Origin of the sequence: Pseudomonas frederiksbergensis (assembly GCF_003732665.1) — a bacterium.
Taxonomy (GTDB): Bacteria; Pseudomonadota; Gammaproteobacteria; order Pseudomonadales; family Pseudomonadaceae; genus Aquipseudomonas; species Aquipseudomonas frederiksbergensis_G.
On record NZ_MOBP01000001.1, the window covers coordinates 98136 to 114867 of the forward strand.

At 61.5% G+C, this 16732-nt stretch carries 15 protein-coding genes; 10 read left to right on the plus strand and 5 right to left on the minus strand.

The window, feature by feature from the left end; translation table 11 throughout:
* Positions 1–110 precede the first annotated feature (110 nt).
* The 5 genes from cobJ to BK665_RS00475 form a co-directional block, all read right to left on the minus strand.
* Positions 111–1808, minus strand: coding sequence for a precorrin-3B C(17)-methyltransferase (gene cobJ, locus BK665_RS00455; RefSeq protein ID WP_123402755.1), 1698 nt, complete (start codon positions 1806–1808; stop codon positions 111–113).
* Complete coding sequence (locus tag BK665_RS00460) at positions 1808–2539, minus strand: precorrin-2 C(20)-methyltransferase (protein ID WP_123402756.1); 732 nt, start codon at positions 2537–2539, stop codon at positions 1808–1810. Before BK665_RS00460 ends, cobJ begins: the two co-directional genes overlap by 1 nt.
* Positions 2539–3165 (minus strand): precorrin-8X methylmutase, encoded by a 627-nt coding sequence (locus BK665_RS00465; protein ID WP_123402356.1) that lies wholly within the window; start codon positions 3163–3165, stop codon positions 2539–2541. Before BK665_RS00465 ends, BK665_RS00460 begins: the two co-directional genes overlap by 1 nt.
* On the minus strand, positions 3158–4459 hold the full coding sequence (cobG, locus tag BK665_RS00470) for a precorrin-3B synthase (protein WP_123402357.1): 1302 nt from the start codon (positions 4457–4459) through the stop codon (positions 3158–3160). Before cobG ends, BK665_RS00465 begins: the two co-directional genes overlap by 8 nt.
* A 194-nt stretch (positions 4460–4653) precedes the next feature.
* Positions 4654–5415 (minus strand): hypothetical protein, encoded by a 762-nt coding sequence (locus BK665_RS00475; RefSeq protein ID WP_123402358.1) that lies wholly within the window; start codon positions 5413–5415, stop codon positions 4654–4656.
* Positions 5416–5648: 233 nt separating this feature from the next.
* On the opposite strand from BK665_RS00475, the gene cbiE reads away from it, so the two are divergent.
* The 10 genes from cbiE to BK665_RS00530 all read left to right on the plus strand — a co-directional run bounded on the left by cbiE (position 5649) and on the right by BK665_RS00530 (position 16702).
* On the plus strand, positions 5649–6860 hold the full coding sequence (gene cbiE, locus BK665_RS00480) for a precorrin-6y C5,15-methyltransferase (decarboxylating) subunit CbiE (protein WP_123402359.1): 1212 nt from the start codon (positions 5649–5651) through the stop codon (positions 6858–6860).
* Complete coding sequence (locus BK665_RS00485) at positions 6853–7950, plus strand: cobalt-precorrin-5B (C(1))-methyltransferase (RefSeq protein WP_123402360.1); 1098 nt, start codon at positions 6853–6855, stop codon at positions 7948–7950. The genes cbiE and BK665_RS00485 overlap by 8 nt, the downstream gene beginning before the upstream one ends.
* Positions 7947–8675: a cobalt-precorrin-6A reductase gene (locus BK665_RS00490; protein WP_123402361.1), complete on the plus strand. Its 729-nt coding sequence runs from the start codon at positions 7947–7949 to the stop codon at positions 8673–8675. Before BK665_RS00485 ends, BK665_RS00490 begins: the two co-directional genes overlap by 4 nt.
* A gap of 241 nt (positions 8676–8916) precedes the next feature.
* The gene (locus tag BK665_RS00495) at positions 8917–9228 is read left to right on the plus strand and encodes a hypothetical protein (RefSeq protein WP_123402362.1); all 312 of its coding nucleotides are present in this window, start codon (positions 8917–8919) and stop codon (positions 9226–9228) included.
* A 47-nt stretch (positions 9229–9275) separates the two neighbouring features.
* Positions 9276–9674 carry a DUF2946 domain-containing protein gene (locus BK665_RS00500; RefSeq protein ID WP_123402363.1) on the plus strand — a complete coding sequence of 133 codons (399 nt, stop codon included), beginning with the start codon at positions 9276–9278 and terminating at the stop codon, positions 9672–9674.
* Positions 9675–9722: 48 nt separating this feature from the next.
* Entirely contained in the window at positions 9723–10202 is a 480-nt protein-coding gene (locus BK665_RS00505) for a copper chaperone PCu(A)C (RefSeq protein WP_123402364.1), read from the plus strand.
* A gap of 20 nt (positions 10203–10222) precedes the next feature.
* Positions 10223–10657: a DUF2946 domain-containing protein gene (locus BK665_RS00510; RefSeq protein WP_123402365.1), complete on the plus strand. Its 435-nt coding sequence runs from the start codon at positions 10223–10225 to the stop codon at positions 10655–10657.
* Between the two features lie 190 nt (positions 10658–10847).
* A complete protein-coding gene (locus tag BK665_RS00520) occupies positions 10848–12923 on the plus strand; it encodes a TonB-dependent copper receptor (protein ID WP_375538917.1) in 2076 nt (691 codons plus the stop codon).
* A gap of 128 nt (positions 12924–13051) precedes the next feature.
* Complete coding sequence (locus BK665_RS00525) at positions 13052–14431, plus strand: PepSY-associated TM helix domain-containing protein (protein ID WP_123402367.1); 1380 nt, start codon at positions 13052–13054, stop codon at positions 14429–14431.
* Positions 14432–14581: 150 nt separating this feature from the next.
* Positions 14582–16702 (plus strand): TonB-dependent receptor, encoded by a 2121-nt coding sequence (locus BK665_RS00530; RefSeq protein WP_123402368.1) that lies wholly within the window; start codon positions 14582–14584, stop codon positions 16700–16702.
* The last annotated feature ends 30 nt before the right edge of the window (positions 16703–16732 follow it).

The following is a 16732-nucleotide window of genomic DNA, read 5'->3' on the forward strand; positions in this document are numbered from 1 at the left end:
CAACACAAACTAATAAGCCAAGGCACGCACCAAGGTCGAAACGGCAACGTCCCGATGAACAAATAACTTTGCGACGGATAAAAAAAACGCCTCCGAAGAGGCGTTTTGACTTAACCGGCAGGCTTGTCGCCATACCAGCGCGGCGTGTAGACCCACTCGCCCCCCTCGGCGCGGGGGAACACGCACGTCGTGGACGAACCGATCAGCACCATCGTGCGCATGTCCACTTGGTCCGGGGTCAACTGGCCCAGGGTGGTCACACGCAATGTCTGGCCCGGCCGGCCGATATCACGGCCCAGCACCACCGGTGTGTCGGCGGTGCGGTGTTGCGCGACGATCTCCAGCGCACGGCCCAATTGCCACGGACGGGAACGGGAAATCGGGTTGTAGAAGGCCAGCGCCAGATCGGCCTGGGACGCCAGGTCGAGGCGTTTCTCAATGATCGCCCACGGCTTGAGGTTGTCCGACAGCGACATCACACAGAAGTCATGCCCCAGCGGTGCCCCGGCCTGGGCCGCGGTGGCCAGGGACGCGGAGACGCCGGGCAGGATTTCCAGGTCGACGTTATGCCAGTTCGCATCGCTCGATTCGTGCAAGGCTTCGAGCACTGCGGCGGCCATGGCGAACACGCCCGGATCGCCGGACGACACCACCACCACCGAACGCCCCTGGGCCGCGAGTTCGAACGCGTGGCGGGCACGCTGCATCTCTTCGCGGTTATCGGTGCAGTGCATCACCTGATCGGCGCGGAACGGCCCGGCCATGCGCACGTAGGTTTCGTAACCCAGTACGTCATTGGCCCGGGCCAGTTCGGCTTTCACCGCTGGCACCATCAGTTCGGCGGCACCGGGGCCGAGTCCGATCACGGCCAGACGACCACGCGGGCGACCGATCAGCAGTGGATCGACAGGTTCGGCGGCGACGGCAATGGCCATCGAGTCGTTGATGTCGATGGATGTGAGCAGCGACGGCGCGACACTTCGGGCCAGCTCAAACACAGTGCCGGACCGGGCGCTGAAACGCAGCGGCACACCCAGTTCCAGCGCCGCTTCACGCAATGACGGGTTGGCCATCTCGCGCTCATCGCTCAGCAAACAGGCCAACGATTGCAGCGCAATATTGGCTTCACGCAACGCGGCACGAATGGCATCAGCCGTTCCCGCCGTCACGGCCACAACCACATTACGCGGGTAAATCAGCAGCTCATTGGCACTCGGCTGACGCTCGGCATGCCCGACATGAATCGCCAATCGCGCCTGTCGGTCTTCCGGCAACTGCGCCGCATCCAACCATGGCGCAGGGCCTTCGATACGCACCGATTCGCCCGCGAGCAGGTCAGAAACGAAGCGCTTGCCCAACTCCAGATCGCCCAAGGCATAACCGCTGGGCGGGTTGAGCAGGCAAGTGCCAAAACGCAATTCACCGCTGGTGGTGATCGCGGCGGCGACGTCCAGCGCGGCGGCGATCTCTCGCGCCAGCACGTTCACCCCGCCTAAACCGCCGAGCAGCGGCACCACGGCGCTACCGTCTTCAGCCACGGCCAGCACCGGCGGCTCGGCACCCTTTTCCAGCAGCAACGGCGCCAGAGTGCGGATGACGATGCCGGCGGCGCACAGGGCAATGATCGGTGTGTCTTGCTGATAGAGCTCGCGCAACGTCGTGCCGAACTCTTGATAGTCGCGGTCGGCGCCCTCAACCCGCCCGGCCAGTCCGTGGATCACGGCGTTCGGGTAGCGTTGCTGAATGCGCCGCGCCGTGGCGAGGCTGCCATTGCCAAGGATGACAATCGCCGGAGCCGGACGGCCGATCACCCTTGCCACCGTTCACCGGGCACGATGATCAGCGAGAAGTACGGCGAAGACATCGGCTCGACTTCATCCAGCGGGACGATTTTCTGGTTGGCCATGGTTGCGCGTTCGACGTACAGCGCGCGCCCGGCCAGACCGAGGTCTTCCAGCACTTGCCGCACCTTGGGAAAGTTGCGCCCCAGCTTCATGATCACTGCGGCGTCGGCATCCGCCAGGCGTCGCTTGAGCTCGTCATGGGGCAGCACGCCGGACAACACCGACAAACTCTGATTGCGATACACCAACGGCGCACCGAGCACCGAAGCGCCGCCGAGCATCGAGCACACACCCGGCACCACCTCGGCGACGTAACGCTCGGCCAGGCGATCGTGCAGGTACATGTAGGAACCGTAGAAGAACGGATCACCTTCGCAAATCACCGCCACGTCACGGCCGGCATCCAGGTGTTGCGCCAATTGCTCGGCGGCAGTGTCGTAGAAATCGCTGATCACCTGCTCATAGGACAGCGGCGCCGGCAACGCTTCGGTGGTCACCGGGTACACCAGCGGCAGCAGGTTTTGCGCATCGACAAGGTGCGCTTCGATGATGCCGAACGCATTGCCCTTTTTGCCCTTGGCGACGAAGTACGCCACCACCGGCGATTCGCGCAGCAAGCGCAGGGCTTTGACGGTAATCAGTTCCGGATCACCGGGGCCGACGCCCAGGCCGATCAAGCGTCCAGGCTGCTGCATCATTCGATCTCCGTGGCGAGCGCGTTGACAGCGGCGGCGGCCATGGCGCTACCGCCCAACCGGCCTTGCATGATCACGAACGGCACACCGCGACTGTCCGCCGCCAGCGCTGCTTTCGATTCGGCGGCGCCGACGAAGCCCACCGGGAAGCCGAGGATCAGCGCCGGTTTCGGGGCGCCGGCGTCGAGCATTTCCAGCAGGTAGAACAGCGCGGTCGGCGCGTTGCCGATCACTACCACGCTGCCTTCCAGGTGCGGACGCCACAGTTCCAGCGCGGCGGCGGAACGGGTGTTGCCCAGCTCGCGGGCCAGCTCCGGCACGCTGTCGTCGCGCAGGGTGCAGATCACTTGATTGTTGGCGGGCAGGCGCGTGCGGGTCACGCCTTCGGACACCATTCGCGCATCGCACAGGATCGGCGCGCCGGCGGCCAAGGCATCACGCCCGGCCTTGCCCGCGCCTTCGGAAAATTGCAGACCGTCGATGGCTTCGACCATGCCGCAGGCGTGGATCACCCGCACCGCGAGTTTTTCCAGGTCGGCCGGGATGCGCGAGAGGTTGGCCTCGGCACGAATGATCGCGAAGGAGTTGCGATAGATCTCCTGACCGTCGCGAATGTAATCAAGCATCTAGGGGGCTCCGTGAGCGGGCGTCGAGCAAGGTCGCGACCGCTTCAATAGTAAGGTTGCGTGCGTGCAGCGCGCCGAAACCCGGCAGCGCTGCATCGCGAAAATAGAGGTCGTAGTGACCGGGTGAAACCGCCAGCAAGGTGATGGGTGCAATGTGCGCGGCGGCGCAAGAACGCGGGCAGCCAGACAGGTGCACATCGAGAACCTGGCCGTGGCGTTGCAGCAACGCCGCCAGTTGCAGGGCATCGCTTTTGGTGTCGGCCAAGCCTTTGCCACAACCGGCGGAACCGGTGCAGGCAATCACATGGGCCAAGGCATCGTCGGCGCAACAGCGCAGGCCGAGGTTTTCCAGGCTGTGGATAACTTCGGCGGCGTTGTCTTCGTGGATATTGGGCAGCAGCAGACTTTGCCACGGCGTGAAGCGTAGCGTGCCGTCGCCCTGCTCCCGGGCCAGTTGTGCGGCGCCCCGGAGCATGGCGGGATCGAGCCGGCCAAGGGGAGGCACTGCACCGATATAGACGCGACCGGCTTCACGCTGTGGATGTGCGACAATGTGCAGGACGCCTGAAGTGCGCGGCACACGAATGACGGATCGTAGCGGCACACGTTCAGCCAGTTGCGCGACCAAACCGGCCTGCGGGTATTCGGCCAGCAAATGACGCATGCGGGTCTGCTCGGGGCGCGCCAGTTCAAGGAATAAATCGAGCACTGCGATCACCAGTGCGTGGCCGTGCTCCAGTTGCACCGCGCCCAGGGCAACGTCCGTCGGGCAGCCGGCCAGGCCGAACGCCAACAGGCACTCGCCATCGTGCTCGACGGCACTCAACCACAGGTCATGGTGATGTTCGAGCATCGCCAACCCTTCGCCGCCGTCGAGTTGCACGGCGAACTTGGCACTCAACCCGTGGAAACGCTCATGGCTTTGCAGGCTGGTGAGGATCTGTTCGGCCAACGGTCGCGTATCGAGCAACATCTGCCGATCAATCCCGGCGCTCGGGCTGAGCATCAGGTTGCGCACATCGTCGCCCGCCGCCGTGCGTGGCCCCAACCCGGCGGCCAGCAGACTGTCGATCAACGCAGCTTCTTCACGGCCAATCCCGCGAATCTGCAGGTTGGCGCGGTTGGTCGCCTCGATCACGCCGCCGGCGAAGCGCTGCGCCGCATGGGCGACGGCTTCCGCCTGATCGGCACTGATCGAGCCGCCGTTCAACTTGATCCGGCAGATGCCTCCGTCCAATGCCTGGACGATACGCAGCAACCCCGGGCAGGCCGAGGGGCGTAAGGCGGTAGACATCGGGCGTTCGTTCAAGGGGTGACCGGCTGGCTGGGAGTGCCTGAGGGGCGAAAAGCCGCCATTATGCCTGCTTTGCCCCCCAGCATGAAAAGCCGGCGGGCAGAATACCGTCGCAGCCATCTCATCACCGGCCGTATTCAGCTCTGGACATATTTGAGGACGGACTCTGGCCACGGGCTACACGGGGCCAGTTTTCAAACCGGAAAATTAAACTCGATGGCGTCCAATTGCTCCACCGCTTGTCGTAACTCCGCCCGGCTAGCGTCCATGTCCCGACGACCGATCGTAAAACGCTGCGCTCTAATATCCAGTTGAGACAGGGTGTGCTTAATTTTCCAGAACAGATAATCGGTACTCCACGAACTGACAATCAGGCGCATATCGGAGACCCAGAGCTCAACTCTTTTATCGTCGGTTATCGAAATCGGCAACACGCGCATATCGCCGTCTTTTCGAATACTCCCATTGAAGGCTTCACTCGTATCCTGATGGCTTTCAATCATCGATACCGCCTGCAGGCTTGCCTTTAACTTGTCAGCGCTGATATTCGATTTCATGACGTCTACCCACGCGTCCATCAGGCTTCCGCGATACTGTTTATCGATCTTTTCCACGGGCTGACCTTCAATAACCCAGCCAATGGACCATAACGTCCCGGTATAGTGTTCAAACCAATCCGCTGGATAGCGCTTGCGATTGGTTTTGGCATCCGCCCGTGACTCAGCATACGTAATACTGTCCTTTACAAAACGCTTGTCTTCTTTCGATAAACCCGCAAAAAAACTCATCACATTACTTTGCACCATCGAGGCACTTTGCCCGTCGGTTTCTTCTGATAAACCCAAGCCGACCCTGACACTCGAAGACTTCAAGGTTTTGACATCCTGGCTCGAAGAACCCTGCCCATCTTGTGCAACTTCTTTCACAGGCCCGCCACTTAATACAACTTCTTCCATGATCACACTGTCTCCTGACTGCTCTAACGAGTAATTAATAACTTGCAACACCGCCAAACTAACAACAAACATTTAGCAAGTTAACCATCAATGTTGTACATCGGATTTCGGGCGGGCCAGGCGCAAAGCCAATAACGCCACTCCCAATGTCAATGCACAATTGAAAGCGTCAGGCCCTGATGACCGCGTTATCATGCCGACTTTAAAAAATACGCTTCTGGTTGAGATACGACATGACACCCTGGCTGACAGTAATAGGCATCGCTGAAGACGGCTTCAAGGGCCTGGGCAAGAACGCCCGACGGGCGCTGCTGAGCGCTTCACGGATCATTGGTGGCCAGCGCCAACTGGATTTGCTGCCGGTGTGTATTCGTGGCGAGCGGCAGTTATGGCCGAGCCCGTTTTCCCTGGCTCCGGTGCTGGAGCGCCATGGCGAAGCGGTGTGCGTGTTGGCCAGTGGCGACCCGATGTTCTTTGGCGTCGGCGCCAGCCTTGCGCGGCAAGTGCCTGCCGAACAGATGCTGATCCTGCCGGCGCCCTCTTCTTGCTCCCTTGCGGCAGCGCGGATGGGCTGGCCGTTGCAGGAGGTGGTGACGCTGTCGGTGGTGGCTCGTCCGATTGCCGCGCTGAATGCGCAGCTGTTCAGCGGCGTGCGGTTGTTAGTGTTGAGCAATGACGGGCAGAGCCCGGCGGCCATCGCTCAATTGCTGCGCGAACGGGGTTTCGGGGCGAGCCGACTGACCGTCCTCGAACACCTGGGCGGCGGGGCCGAGCGACGTATCGAAGGGCTTGCCAGCGACTGGACCGTCACAGGCATTGCCGATCTCAACGTGATCGCCATCGAGTGCGTCGCCGACCCCGCCACCCCACGCCTGTCGCGCCTCGCCGGTTTGCCGGATTCAGCCTTCCAGCACGACGGCCAACTGACCAAACGCGATGTGCGCGCCATCACCCTCGCCCGCCTCGCGCCGACACCCGGCGAATTGTTGTGGGACGTCGGTGCCGGCAGCGGCTCGATCGGCATCGAATGGATGCGCGCTCACCCAAGTTGTCGGGCATTGGCCATCGAGGCCGATGACGGTCGGCAGTTGTTGATCGAACACAACCGCGAGGCGCTGGGTGTTCCGGGCCTGCAACTGATTCGCGGCAGTGCGCCGCAAGCCCTGGCCGGGCTCGAGCGCCCGGACGCGATTTTCATCGGCGGCGGCGTGACCCGCGACGGTGTACTCGATGCTTGCTGGGCAGCGCTGAAACCCGGCGGCCGATTGATCGCCAACGCCGTCACCCTGCAGAGCGAAATGACCTTGATGTCTTGGCGCGACCAGCACGGCGGTGAGTTGACCCGCATCCACATCGCCCAGGCCCAGCCCTTGGGCGAGTTCGATACCTGGCGCCAGGCGTTGCCGATTACCTTGCTTGATGTGACGAAGCCGCTCGATGCGTGACGAAACCGCCGAACAACCCGCGCCCCTGCGCAGCGGCCTGACCACCGGCAGTTGCGCCACCGCCACCAGCCTCGCCGCCGCACGCCTGTTACTCAGTGGCGCGACGGCGGACGCGGTAGAGATCGTTTTGCCCAAGGGCAAGCAGGTGCGGATGCGCCTGGAGTTCTGCCGCTTGATGGACGACGGCGCCGAAGCCGGAACCATCAAGGACGCCGGGGATGACCCGGACGTGACCCATGGCGCGCTGCTCTATTCCCACGTGCGTCTGGGCGCCGAACCCGGCATTCGCTTTATTGCCGGCCGTGGCGTCGGCACCGTGACCCGGCCCGGCCTTGTACTGAACGTCGGCGAGCCGGCGATCAACCCGGTCCCACGCAAGATGATCACCGAGCACCTGACGTCACTGGCCGAAGAGTTGAGCTACAGCGGCGGCTTCGAAGTGACGGTCAACGTCGAGAACGGTGAAGCCCTTGCGCTGAAAACCATGAACCCGCGCCTGGGGATTCTCGGCGGGTTGTCGATCCTCGGCACCAGCGGCATCGTCCGGCCGTTTTCCTGCGCGGCCTATATCGCTTCAATCCATCAAGGCATCGACGTCGCCAAAACCAACGGCTACCTGCACATCGCCGCCTGCACCGGCAACGCCAGCGAAGACACCATGCGCCGGGTCTACGACCTGCCGGAAATCGCCCTGATCGAAATGGGCGACTTCGTCGGCGCAGTGCTCAAGCACCTGCGCAAAGTGCCTGTGGATAAACTGAGCATTTGTGGTGGCTTCGGCAAGATCAGCAAACTGGCGGCCGGGCACATGGATTTGCACAGTCGCCATTCCAGCATCGACCTGCCGCAACTGGCCGAATGGGCGGCGGCGATTGGCGCCGATGAGGCGTTGCAACAAGCGATTCGCGAGGCCAATACCAGTCAGCAGGCATTGGCCATGGCCAGTGCAGCCGGCATCGCGTTGGGTGATGAAGTGTGCCGACACGCGCTGCAATTCGCCCGCAGCGTGGTGCCGACCCAGGTTCAAGTCGAGGTGTTTGCCATTGATCGCCAGGGCGGGATAGTCGGGCATGCAGGAGCTTTTCAATGAAACGTGTGTTGTTACTCGGCGGCGTGACAGAAGCGTTGGCCATCGCCCGGACGCTGGGGCCGGAACACATTTACAGCCTGGCGGGCGTTGGTCGCGTGCCGACGGATCTGACCTGTCAGGTGCGCGTCGGCGGTTACGGTGGCGCGCAAGGTCTGGCGCAGTTCATTCGCGATGAAGGCATCGAACTGCTGCTGGACGCCACCCATCCCTACGCCGCGCAAATCAGCCACAACGCCGCGACCGCCGCGCAATTAAGCGGCATCCCGTGCTGGGCGTTGCGACGTCCAGCCTGGCAACCACAGGCTGGGGATGACTGGCGGGAAGTCAGCGACTGGGCTGAACTGATCGAGGCGTTGAAACCCTTCCGCCGACCACTGTTCACCCTCGGCCGCGAGCCCTTGCAACACCTGGACGAAATCCCGCCAGAGCAATTCTGGACCTTGCGCGCACTCGACATTTACCCCGGCAACGAACGCTGCGAAGTCATCGGCGCCCGTGGGCCGTTTTTGCTCGAAGGTGAACGCGAGCTGTTCGAACGCTGGCAGATCGATGTGCTGATCAGCAAAAACAGCGGCAGCACCGCCACCGAACCGAAACTGGAAGTGGCGCGGGAACGTGGGGTGCCGGTGTTGGTGTTGAAGCGGCCGGAGTTGGCGGGGGTTGATCGGGAGTTTGGGGCTGTGGATGAAGTGCTGCGGGCGCTGAAAGAACGTGGATTGCGCTGAAAACTGCGAACGGCATCGGCCGCTTTCGCGAGCAAGCCCGCTCCCACACTGATCGCGTGAACACTGTAGATCTACTGTGGGAGCGGGCTTGCTCGCGAAGGCAATTTGACTGACGACACAAGGCTAAAGCCTACAAATCAACAGGACCTTACGCACAGCATCATCAAAACCAGCCGACTGACTTAGTCAGACTTCAACCGGTATGTTTTCGAGCACTTTAACTGAAGTGCCGGAGCCCCAAATGCCCGAAAAATTCTCCCGTTTCGATATCAAGGAGTTTCTCCTGTCACCCGCCGATATGTGCAACTACATCCAGGCTTGTGAAGTTGAAGACCCAGGCGATGGGAGCCTCAATCGTGTGGCGCTCATGGACGTCAAACACCTCATTCGCGCAAGAATTCAAAGAGACCCGCAATTCGCCCAGGCATTGCGAATCGAAGTCGCTACACTCTTTCATAACGGTCAGCCAGAACTAGCTCGCAGGTTCTTGCTCCTGTTGAATGAGGCGCTGCGACACCACACCGCACGCCGCTTTTTTACTTATCGGCCCTGATCAGGCTAAATAGCCGCGCCTGATCGCCCACCCACCGGATCTGTCCCATGTCCCGACAACGGCTCGCATTTGCCTGGATCGCCTGCTTTGCAGTGCTGTTCAATATGCTCGCCATGCCGATGACCGGTGCGATGGCGCAGTCGGCGAAGTCACCCGCCGAACAGTTGTTGTGGGGCAGTTTCTGCACGTCCAGCGGCACCAAAATGGTGGCGATTTCCCTGGGCACGCTGGAACAGAAAACCCCGCAAAACGACGATCATTCCAACATGCAGCATTGCTGGTGCTGCTCGGGTTCCGCGCCGTTGGTGGCGTTGCCGGGGCATGTGCCGCAGTTGTATTTCGCGCGATTCGAGGCCAATCGCAGCCTGCCCGTCGCCGTTCTCGATACGCCAACCCCGCGCCAGCAATGGCCGAGCCTCAACCCCCGCGCTTCCCCTCTGGTGTGATTCCTTCTCGCAATTGACCTGCGTTTTGAATCGTTCTGGAGAACTGCCATGTTGAACAAACTCATCGTCCTGGCCGCGTTGCTGCTGCCTGCCTGTTTTGCCAATGCCCATGAATACAAGGCCGGGGAGCTGGAAATCGCCCATCCGTGGTCGCAAGAGCTGCCACCGAACGCGCCGACCGTCGCGGCTTATTTCGTGATTCAGAACAACGGCAAAACCCCTGACCGACTGCTGAGTGTTGACTCGCCGATTTCGGGCGAAGCGCAGTTGCATGAGCACGTGATGCAGAACGACCTGATGAAGATGCAGCAAGTGTCGAGCGTAGAAATCCCCGCCGGTGGCAACGTCACGTTTGCGCCGATGGCCTATCACGTGATGCTGGTGAATCTGAAAGACCGCAGCCTGCTGAGCGACGGCAAGCGCTTCCCGTTGACCCTGCATTTCGAGAAGTCCGGCAATGTCACGGTGGAAGTCTCGGTGCAGAAAAAACCGCCGGAAGACATGCAGATGCACGCCCACGCCCAGTAATCGACTGAGCCGCAAACGCCATGCGCCCGCTTAGCGCCAGATCATCCGCACACCGCCGGCAGTCATCAGGACTGACCCGCGGCAGCTGGATCAGCCTGTTCGCCATGTTGATGATCTTTATCGGCCCACTGATTTCTCAGTCGATGCCGATGGATCAGGGCGCTCCAATGTCCATGAACATGTCCATGAGCATGTCGATGGACATGAGTATGGACGGCCATGGGGAGCAGGCTAAAGAACACTGCCCACCGCAAGCCGAACACCACGCGCTCTGGGAAAAATGCGGCTATTGCAGCCTGCTGTTCAATTGCCCGGCGCTCACCGGCGGGCAGACATTCACCGCATTCGATACACCACACGTAACGACCTTCACCACGCCTGCCATCCGCCTGAGCCACGCCCGGCAACCCATCTTTCCCGGTGCCCGAACCCGCGCCCCGCCGATCACCTCGTAAACACCCACCCCGATCTCACACGGTTTAAAAGATAGCCATCGCAACCTGTGGGAGCGGGCTTGCTCGCGAAGAGGGAGTGTCAGTCAGCATCCATGTCGCCTGACACGACGCCTTCGCGAGCAAGCCCGCTCCCACAGGGATTGCGCACGCTGCCGGCCGTGTCGTTTACGACTGTTCGATGGAAATTGTCATGTCCAGGTTTGCTGCTGACACACGCTTTATCTACACCCACGCCACCGCTGTCCTTTGCGGCGTGTTGCTGACCCCGATGGTGCTGGCCGACGACCACGCCGGCCACGCCGAAGAGCTGAGCCCGACGGTGATTACCGCCATCGCCCCGAGTTCGCCGCTGACCATCGTCACCAACCCCAAGGACCCGCGCCAACCGGTGCCGGCCAGTGACGGTGGCGACTATTTGAAAACCATCCCCGGTTTCGCCCTGGTGCGCAATGGCGGCACCAATGGCGATCCGGTGCTGCGCGGCATGTTCGGTTCGCGGCTGAACATCCTCACCAACGGCAGCATGATGCTCGGTGCCTGCCCGGGTCGGATGGACGCGCCGACCTCGTACATTTCCCCGGAAACCTACGACAAACTCACGGTAATCAAAGGCCCGCAAACCGTGCTCTGGGGCCCGGGCGCCTCCGCCGGGACCATCCTTTTCGACCGCGAGCCGGAGCACTTTGGTGAACTCGGCACCCGGGTGAACGCCAGCGTATTGGCCGGCTCCAACGGCCGTTTCGACAAAGTGGTGGATGCCGCTGCTGGCGGGTCGCAGGGCTACGTGCGAGTCATCGGCAACACCGCCCATTCCGACGACTACAAGGACGGCAACAACGACACCGTGGCGTCGCGCTACGACAAGTGGAACGGCGACGTCGCGGTGGGCTGGACCCCGGACGCCGACACCTTGCTGGAACTGAACGCCGGCAAGGGCGATGGCGAAGCACGTTACGCCGGGCGCGGCATGGACGGTTCGCAGTTCAAGCGCGAAAGCCTGGGCCTGCGGTTCGAGAAGTCCAACATCGGCGATGTGCTGGATAAGATCGAGGCGCAGGTCTACTACAACTACGCCGACCATGTGATGGACAACTACACCCTGCGCACGCCGTCCGGCACCGGGATGATGGCGGGGCCGATGGCTGCCAACGTCGACCGCCGCACTCTCGGGGCGCGGATCAAGGCGACCTGGCGCTGGGCCGATGTGCAATTGATCAGCGGCCTCGACGCGCAGACCAACGAACACCGCCAACGCAGCAGCATGGGCATCGACACCTACAAGGACCTGCCCTACACCAAGGACGCCGACTTCCATAACTACGGCGTGTTCAGCGAACTGACCTGGTACGCCGCCGACCGCGATCGCGTGATCACCGGTGCGCGAGTGGACCGCGCGAGCGCCAAGGATTTTCGGCAGACCACCGATGCCGGAATGATGAGCATGCCGAACCCGACCGCCGACAAAACCCGCGCCGACACCCTGCCCAGCGGTTTCGTGCGTTACGAGCATGACCTGGCAGACAGCCCGACCACGCTGTACGCCGGGCTCGGTCACGCCGAGCGCTTCCCGGATTACTGGGAGCTGTTTTCCCCCGACTCCGGCCCCGCCGGTTCGGTGAATGCCTTCGATTCAATCAAGCCTGAGAAAACCACCCAGCTCGACTTCGGCCTGCAATACAAAACCGACGACCTCGAAGCCTGGGCCTCGGGTTACGTCGGTCAGGTGCGCGATTACATCCTGTTCGACTACACGCCGGGGATGATGGGCGCGACCTCGCAAGCGCAGAACATCGATGCGCGAATCATGGGTGGCGAACTCGGTGCCGCTTACAAATTGACCTCGAACTGGAAAGCCGACGCGACCCTGGCCTACGCCTGGGGCAAGAACAGCAGCGACGGCAAGGCACTGCCGCAAATGCCGCCGCTGGATGCACGTTTCGGCCTGACCTACAGCGAAGACAACTGGAGCGCCGGGGCCTTGTGGCGTGTGGTCGCGGCGCAGAACCGCATCGACCAGAACAAGGGCAACGTGGTCGGCAAGGACTTCGACAAGAGCTCGGGTTTCGGCGTGTTCTCGCTGAACGGTGCGTACCGCATCAACAAGAACTGGAAGGTCAGCACGGGCGTCGACAACCTGTTCGGCAAGGCGTACGCCGAGCATTTGAACCTGGCCGGCAATGCCGGTTTCGGCTACCCGGCCAATGATCCACAAGCCATCAAAGAACCGGGGCGCACGCTCTGGACCAAGGTGGATATGAGTTTTTAAAAGCTTCGCGAGCAGGCTCGCTCCCACAGGGACAGCGCAAAAACCTGAAGGATGAGTTCGCTCGCGATGGGTTGCGAAGGAACCGCAAATAAACAACAAACAGAACCAAGCCACGCGGAGCACAACCGATGAAACAGCCCAAACCGAATTTCTACAACCTGGCCTGGCGTTGGCATTTTTACGCCGGTTTATTCGTCGCACCGTTCATGGTCATGCTGGCCCTGACCGGTCTCATTTACCTGTTCAAACCACAACTCGATCCGTTGATGTACGGCAGCCTGATGAACGTCCCCGCCGGGCATCAAACGGTGTCCGCCGATGACCTGCTCAAGCGGGTGAAAGCGGCGTATCCACAGGGTCAGGTCAAGCAATACCTGCCACCGGTCAACGCCGAGCGCAGCGCGCAATTTGTGGTGATCAACGACGGGCATGAGCTCAACGTCTTCATCGACCCGTATCACGGCGACATCCTCGGCGAGCAAGACGCCAAGAAAAACCTGCAAGCCCTCGCCCGGGCGATCCATGGCGAGCTGATGATCGGCACCGTCGGTGATCGGCTGGTGGAACTGGCCGCTGGCTGGGGCGTGGTGCTGGTGGTGTCCGGGGTTTTCCTGTGGTGGCCACGAGGTCAATTGGCCGGCGTGTTATGGCCACGGCTGAACAGTCGCGGACGCGTGCTGTGGCGTGATTTGCATGCGGTCACCGGGTTCTGGGGCGCGGCATTTTTGCTGGTGATGCTGCTCAGCGGCATGACCTGGACCGGTTTCTGGGGCAAGCAATACGCCGAGGTCTGGAACACCTTCCCGGCGGCGATGTGGGACAACGTGCCCAAGTCCGACGTCGAGGCCCGCAGCCTCAACAGCGCCACCCGCCAGACCGTGCCTTGGGCGATGGAAAACACGCCGATGCCGATGTCCGGCGACCACGCCGAACACATGGCCCACGGTGCCGCACCGGCCGGTCCCGCCGCGCCGACCATCAGCCTGCAAGACGTACAAAACATCGCCGTACAACGCAAGGTCGAGTCGGGTTACAGCATCACCCTGCCGACCACCGCCACCGGCGTGTTCACCATCGCCGTGTTCGCCGATGACCCACGCAACGACGCCACCCTGCACGTCGATCAATACACCGGCGACGTCCTCGCCGATGTGCGTTTCGAGCAATACGGCAGCGTCGCCCGCGCCACGGAAATCGGCGTGATGCTGCACGAAGGCAAGATGTTTGGTGCGTTCAATCAGATTGTGGTGCTGCTGATCTGCCTGATGATTCTGCTCAGCGCCGTCAGCGGCGTGGTGATCTGGTGGAAGCGTCGTCCGGACGGCAAGTTCGGCGTGCCGCCGCTGCGCCATGACCTGCCGAAATGGAAAACCGGGGTGGCAATCATGCTGGCGCTGGCAGTGATCTTTCCATTGGTGGGGGCTTCGCTGATTGTGGTGTGGGGGCTGGATCGGTTGCTGTTGTCGCGCTTCAATCGCCAACCTGAATCCGCCTCACCTTCATCATGAATCAACCGAGATGCGCGCATTAGAGGGATCTGTAGACTTCGCGCGCTTATCTCTCGGTGATTTTTAGTGTTACTGTATAACGCAAATGCACCGCCCCGCCCGCAACAGGAATGTTGCGGGTTTTCTTTGCAGAAGTGATTCACCGCCCCGATGAACAAGTACCTCTTGTCCAGTCTTTGCCTGCTCGCCCTGAACAACGACGCCCAGGCGCAAGCGCTGACATTGCCCACCGGCACCATCACCGCCACCGCCGTTGACGATGAAACCGTCAGCCTGAACACGCCGACCACCGCCGGTTCGCGCCTGAATCTCACGGCGATGGAAAACCCGGCCAGTGTCGAGAGCCTGACCGGCGAACAGATTCGCGCCCGGGGCGATCGCAGCGTGCAGGACGCGGTATCGCGCAGCACCGGCATCAGTCGCACCGGCACGCCGGGGGATGGCGGCACGTCGTTGCAGGCGCGAGGTTTTACCGGGCAGAGTTCGGTGATGCAGTTGTTTGACGGCAACCGTATGTACACCGGCATGGGCACCGCGACGTTCCCGGTGGACACCTGGTCGGTGGAGCGCATCGATGTGCTGCGCGGCCCGGCGTCGGTGTTGTACGGCGAAGGCGCGACAGGTGCGGTGGTCAACGTGATCCCGAAAAAACCCTTCGACGGCGAAATCGAAAACCACCTGCGGGTCGGCTACGGTTCCTACGACCGTCAGCAGCAAGCCTTCGACAGCGGCGGTTCGCTGACCGACACCCTGAGCTATCGCCTGAACCTCAATCGCCTGCGCAGCAATGGCTGGATCGATCGCGGCGATTCTGCCAGCGATTTCATCAGCGCCGCCGTGCGCTGGCAGGCGACTGATGATTTGTCGTTCACTCTGTCCCACGATTACGGCGATCAGAAGCCAATGAACGACTTCGGCACGCCGCTGATCAATGGCCGCTTCAAGGAAAGCCTGCGGGACAAGAACTACAACTTCAGCAACGACAAACAGCACTACAACGATCAATGGACACGGCTGACCAGCGACTGGCAGATTTCCGATAGCGTCAGTTCGAGCAACGAGTTGTATTACCTCAAGGCCCAGCGTCGCTGGCAGAACGCCGAGAACTACAACTTCAACCGCGACACCCAACAACTCAGCCGCAGCGGTTACTTCGGCATCGGCCACACCCAGGAACAGGTCGGTGATCGCCAGACCTTCACCTTCAAACACACCCTGTTCGGCCTCGACAGCCAGACCGTCACCGGCGTCGATTACAACCGCATCCGTTTCCAGCTCGACAGCAATTCACCGTTTAACGACGTGCTGCCGAACGGCCAACCGGTGGATCTGTATCACCCGCAACCGGGTCGCTTTGAAAGTGCTGATCCGTATCGCAGTCAGTTTCAATCCACGACGAAGCAGATATCTGTCTTCGCCGAAAACCGCACGCAACTGAGCGAGCGCTGGTCCGTGGTGACCGGTGTGCGCCGCGACTACGTGCATGTGGATCGCACCAACCTGATCGATGACAGCCAAAGCGACAAGACCCTGACCGGCAACAACTGGAAAGCCGGATTGGTATTCGCGCTGACCCCGGACACCTCGTTCTACGGCCAGTACGCCACCAGCACGGACGGCGTCGGCGGCTTGATTTCACTGAGCCCGAGCCAGCAGCAATACGACCTCGCCATCGCCAAACAAACCGAAATCGGTGTTAAGCAACTGTTCTGGGATCAGCGCGGCGAGTTCACGTTGGCGGCGTACCACATCGTCAAAAAGAAACTGCTGACCGACGACCCGGGCAACCCGACGCTCAAGCAACAGGTCGGCCAGCAATCGTCCAATGGCCTGGAAGCGAGCCTCGATCTGCAACTGCCACACGCCTGGCAACTGCAAGCCAATGCCGCCATCGTCAAAGCCAAGTACGACGATTTTGAAGAAGTGGTCAGTGGCGTAGCGGTGTCGCGCAACGGCAATCGCCCGGTAGACGTGCCACGGCGCACGGCGAATCTGTGGCTGAGCAAAGCCATCAACGATGACCTGAAGGCCGGGGCTGGCGTGCGTTATGTCGATGCGCGTTTTGCGGACATGGCGAATCAGAATGAGTTGCCGAGCTACACCGTGGTTGATGCCACGTTGTCCTGGCAGGCGCTGCGCAATACGACGCTGGGGTTGCAGGTGAACAATCTGTTTGACCGGCAGTATGCGCAAAGCCAATACAATGAGGGCCAGCAGTGGATCCTCGGTGAGCCGCGGTCGTTTTTCGTCACCGCAGATTACACCTTTTGATACAAGGGCCCCTTCGCGAGCAAGCCCGCT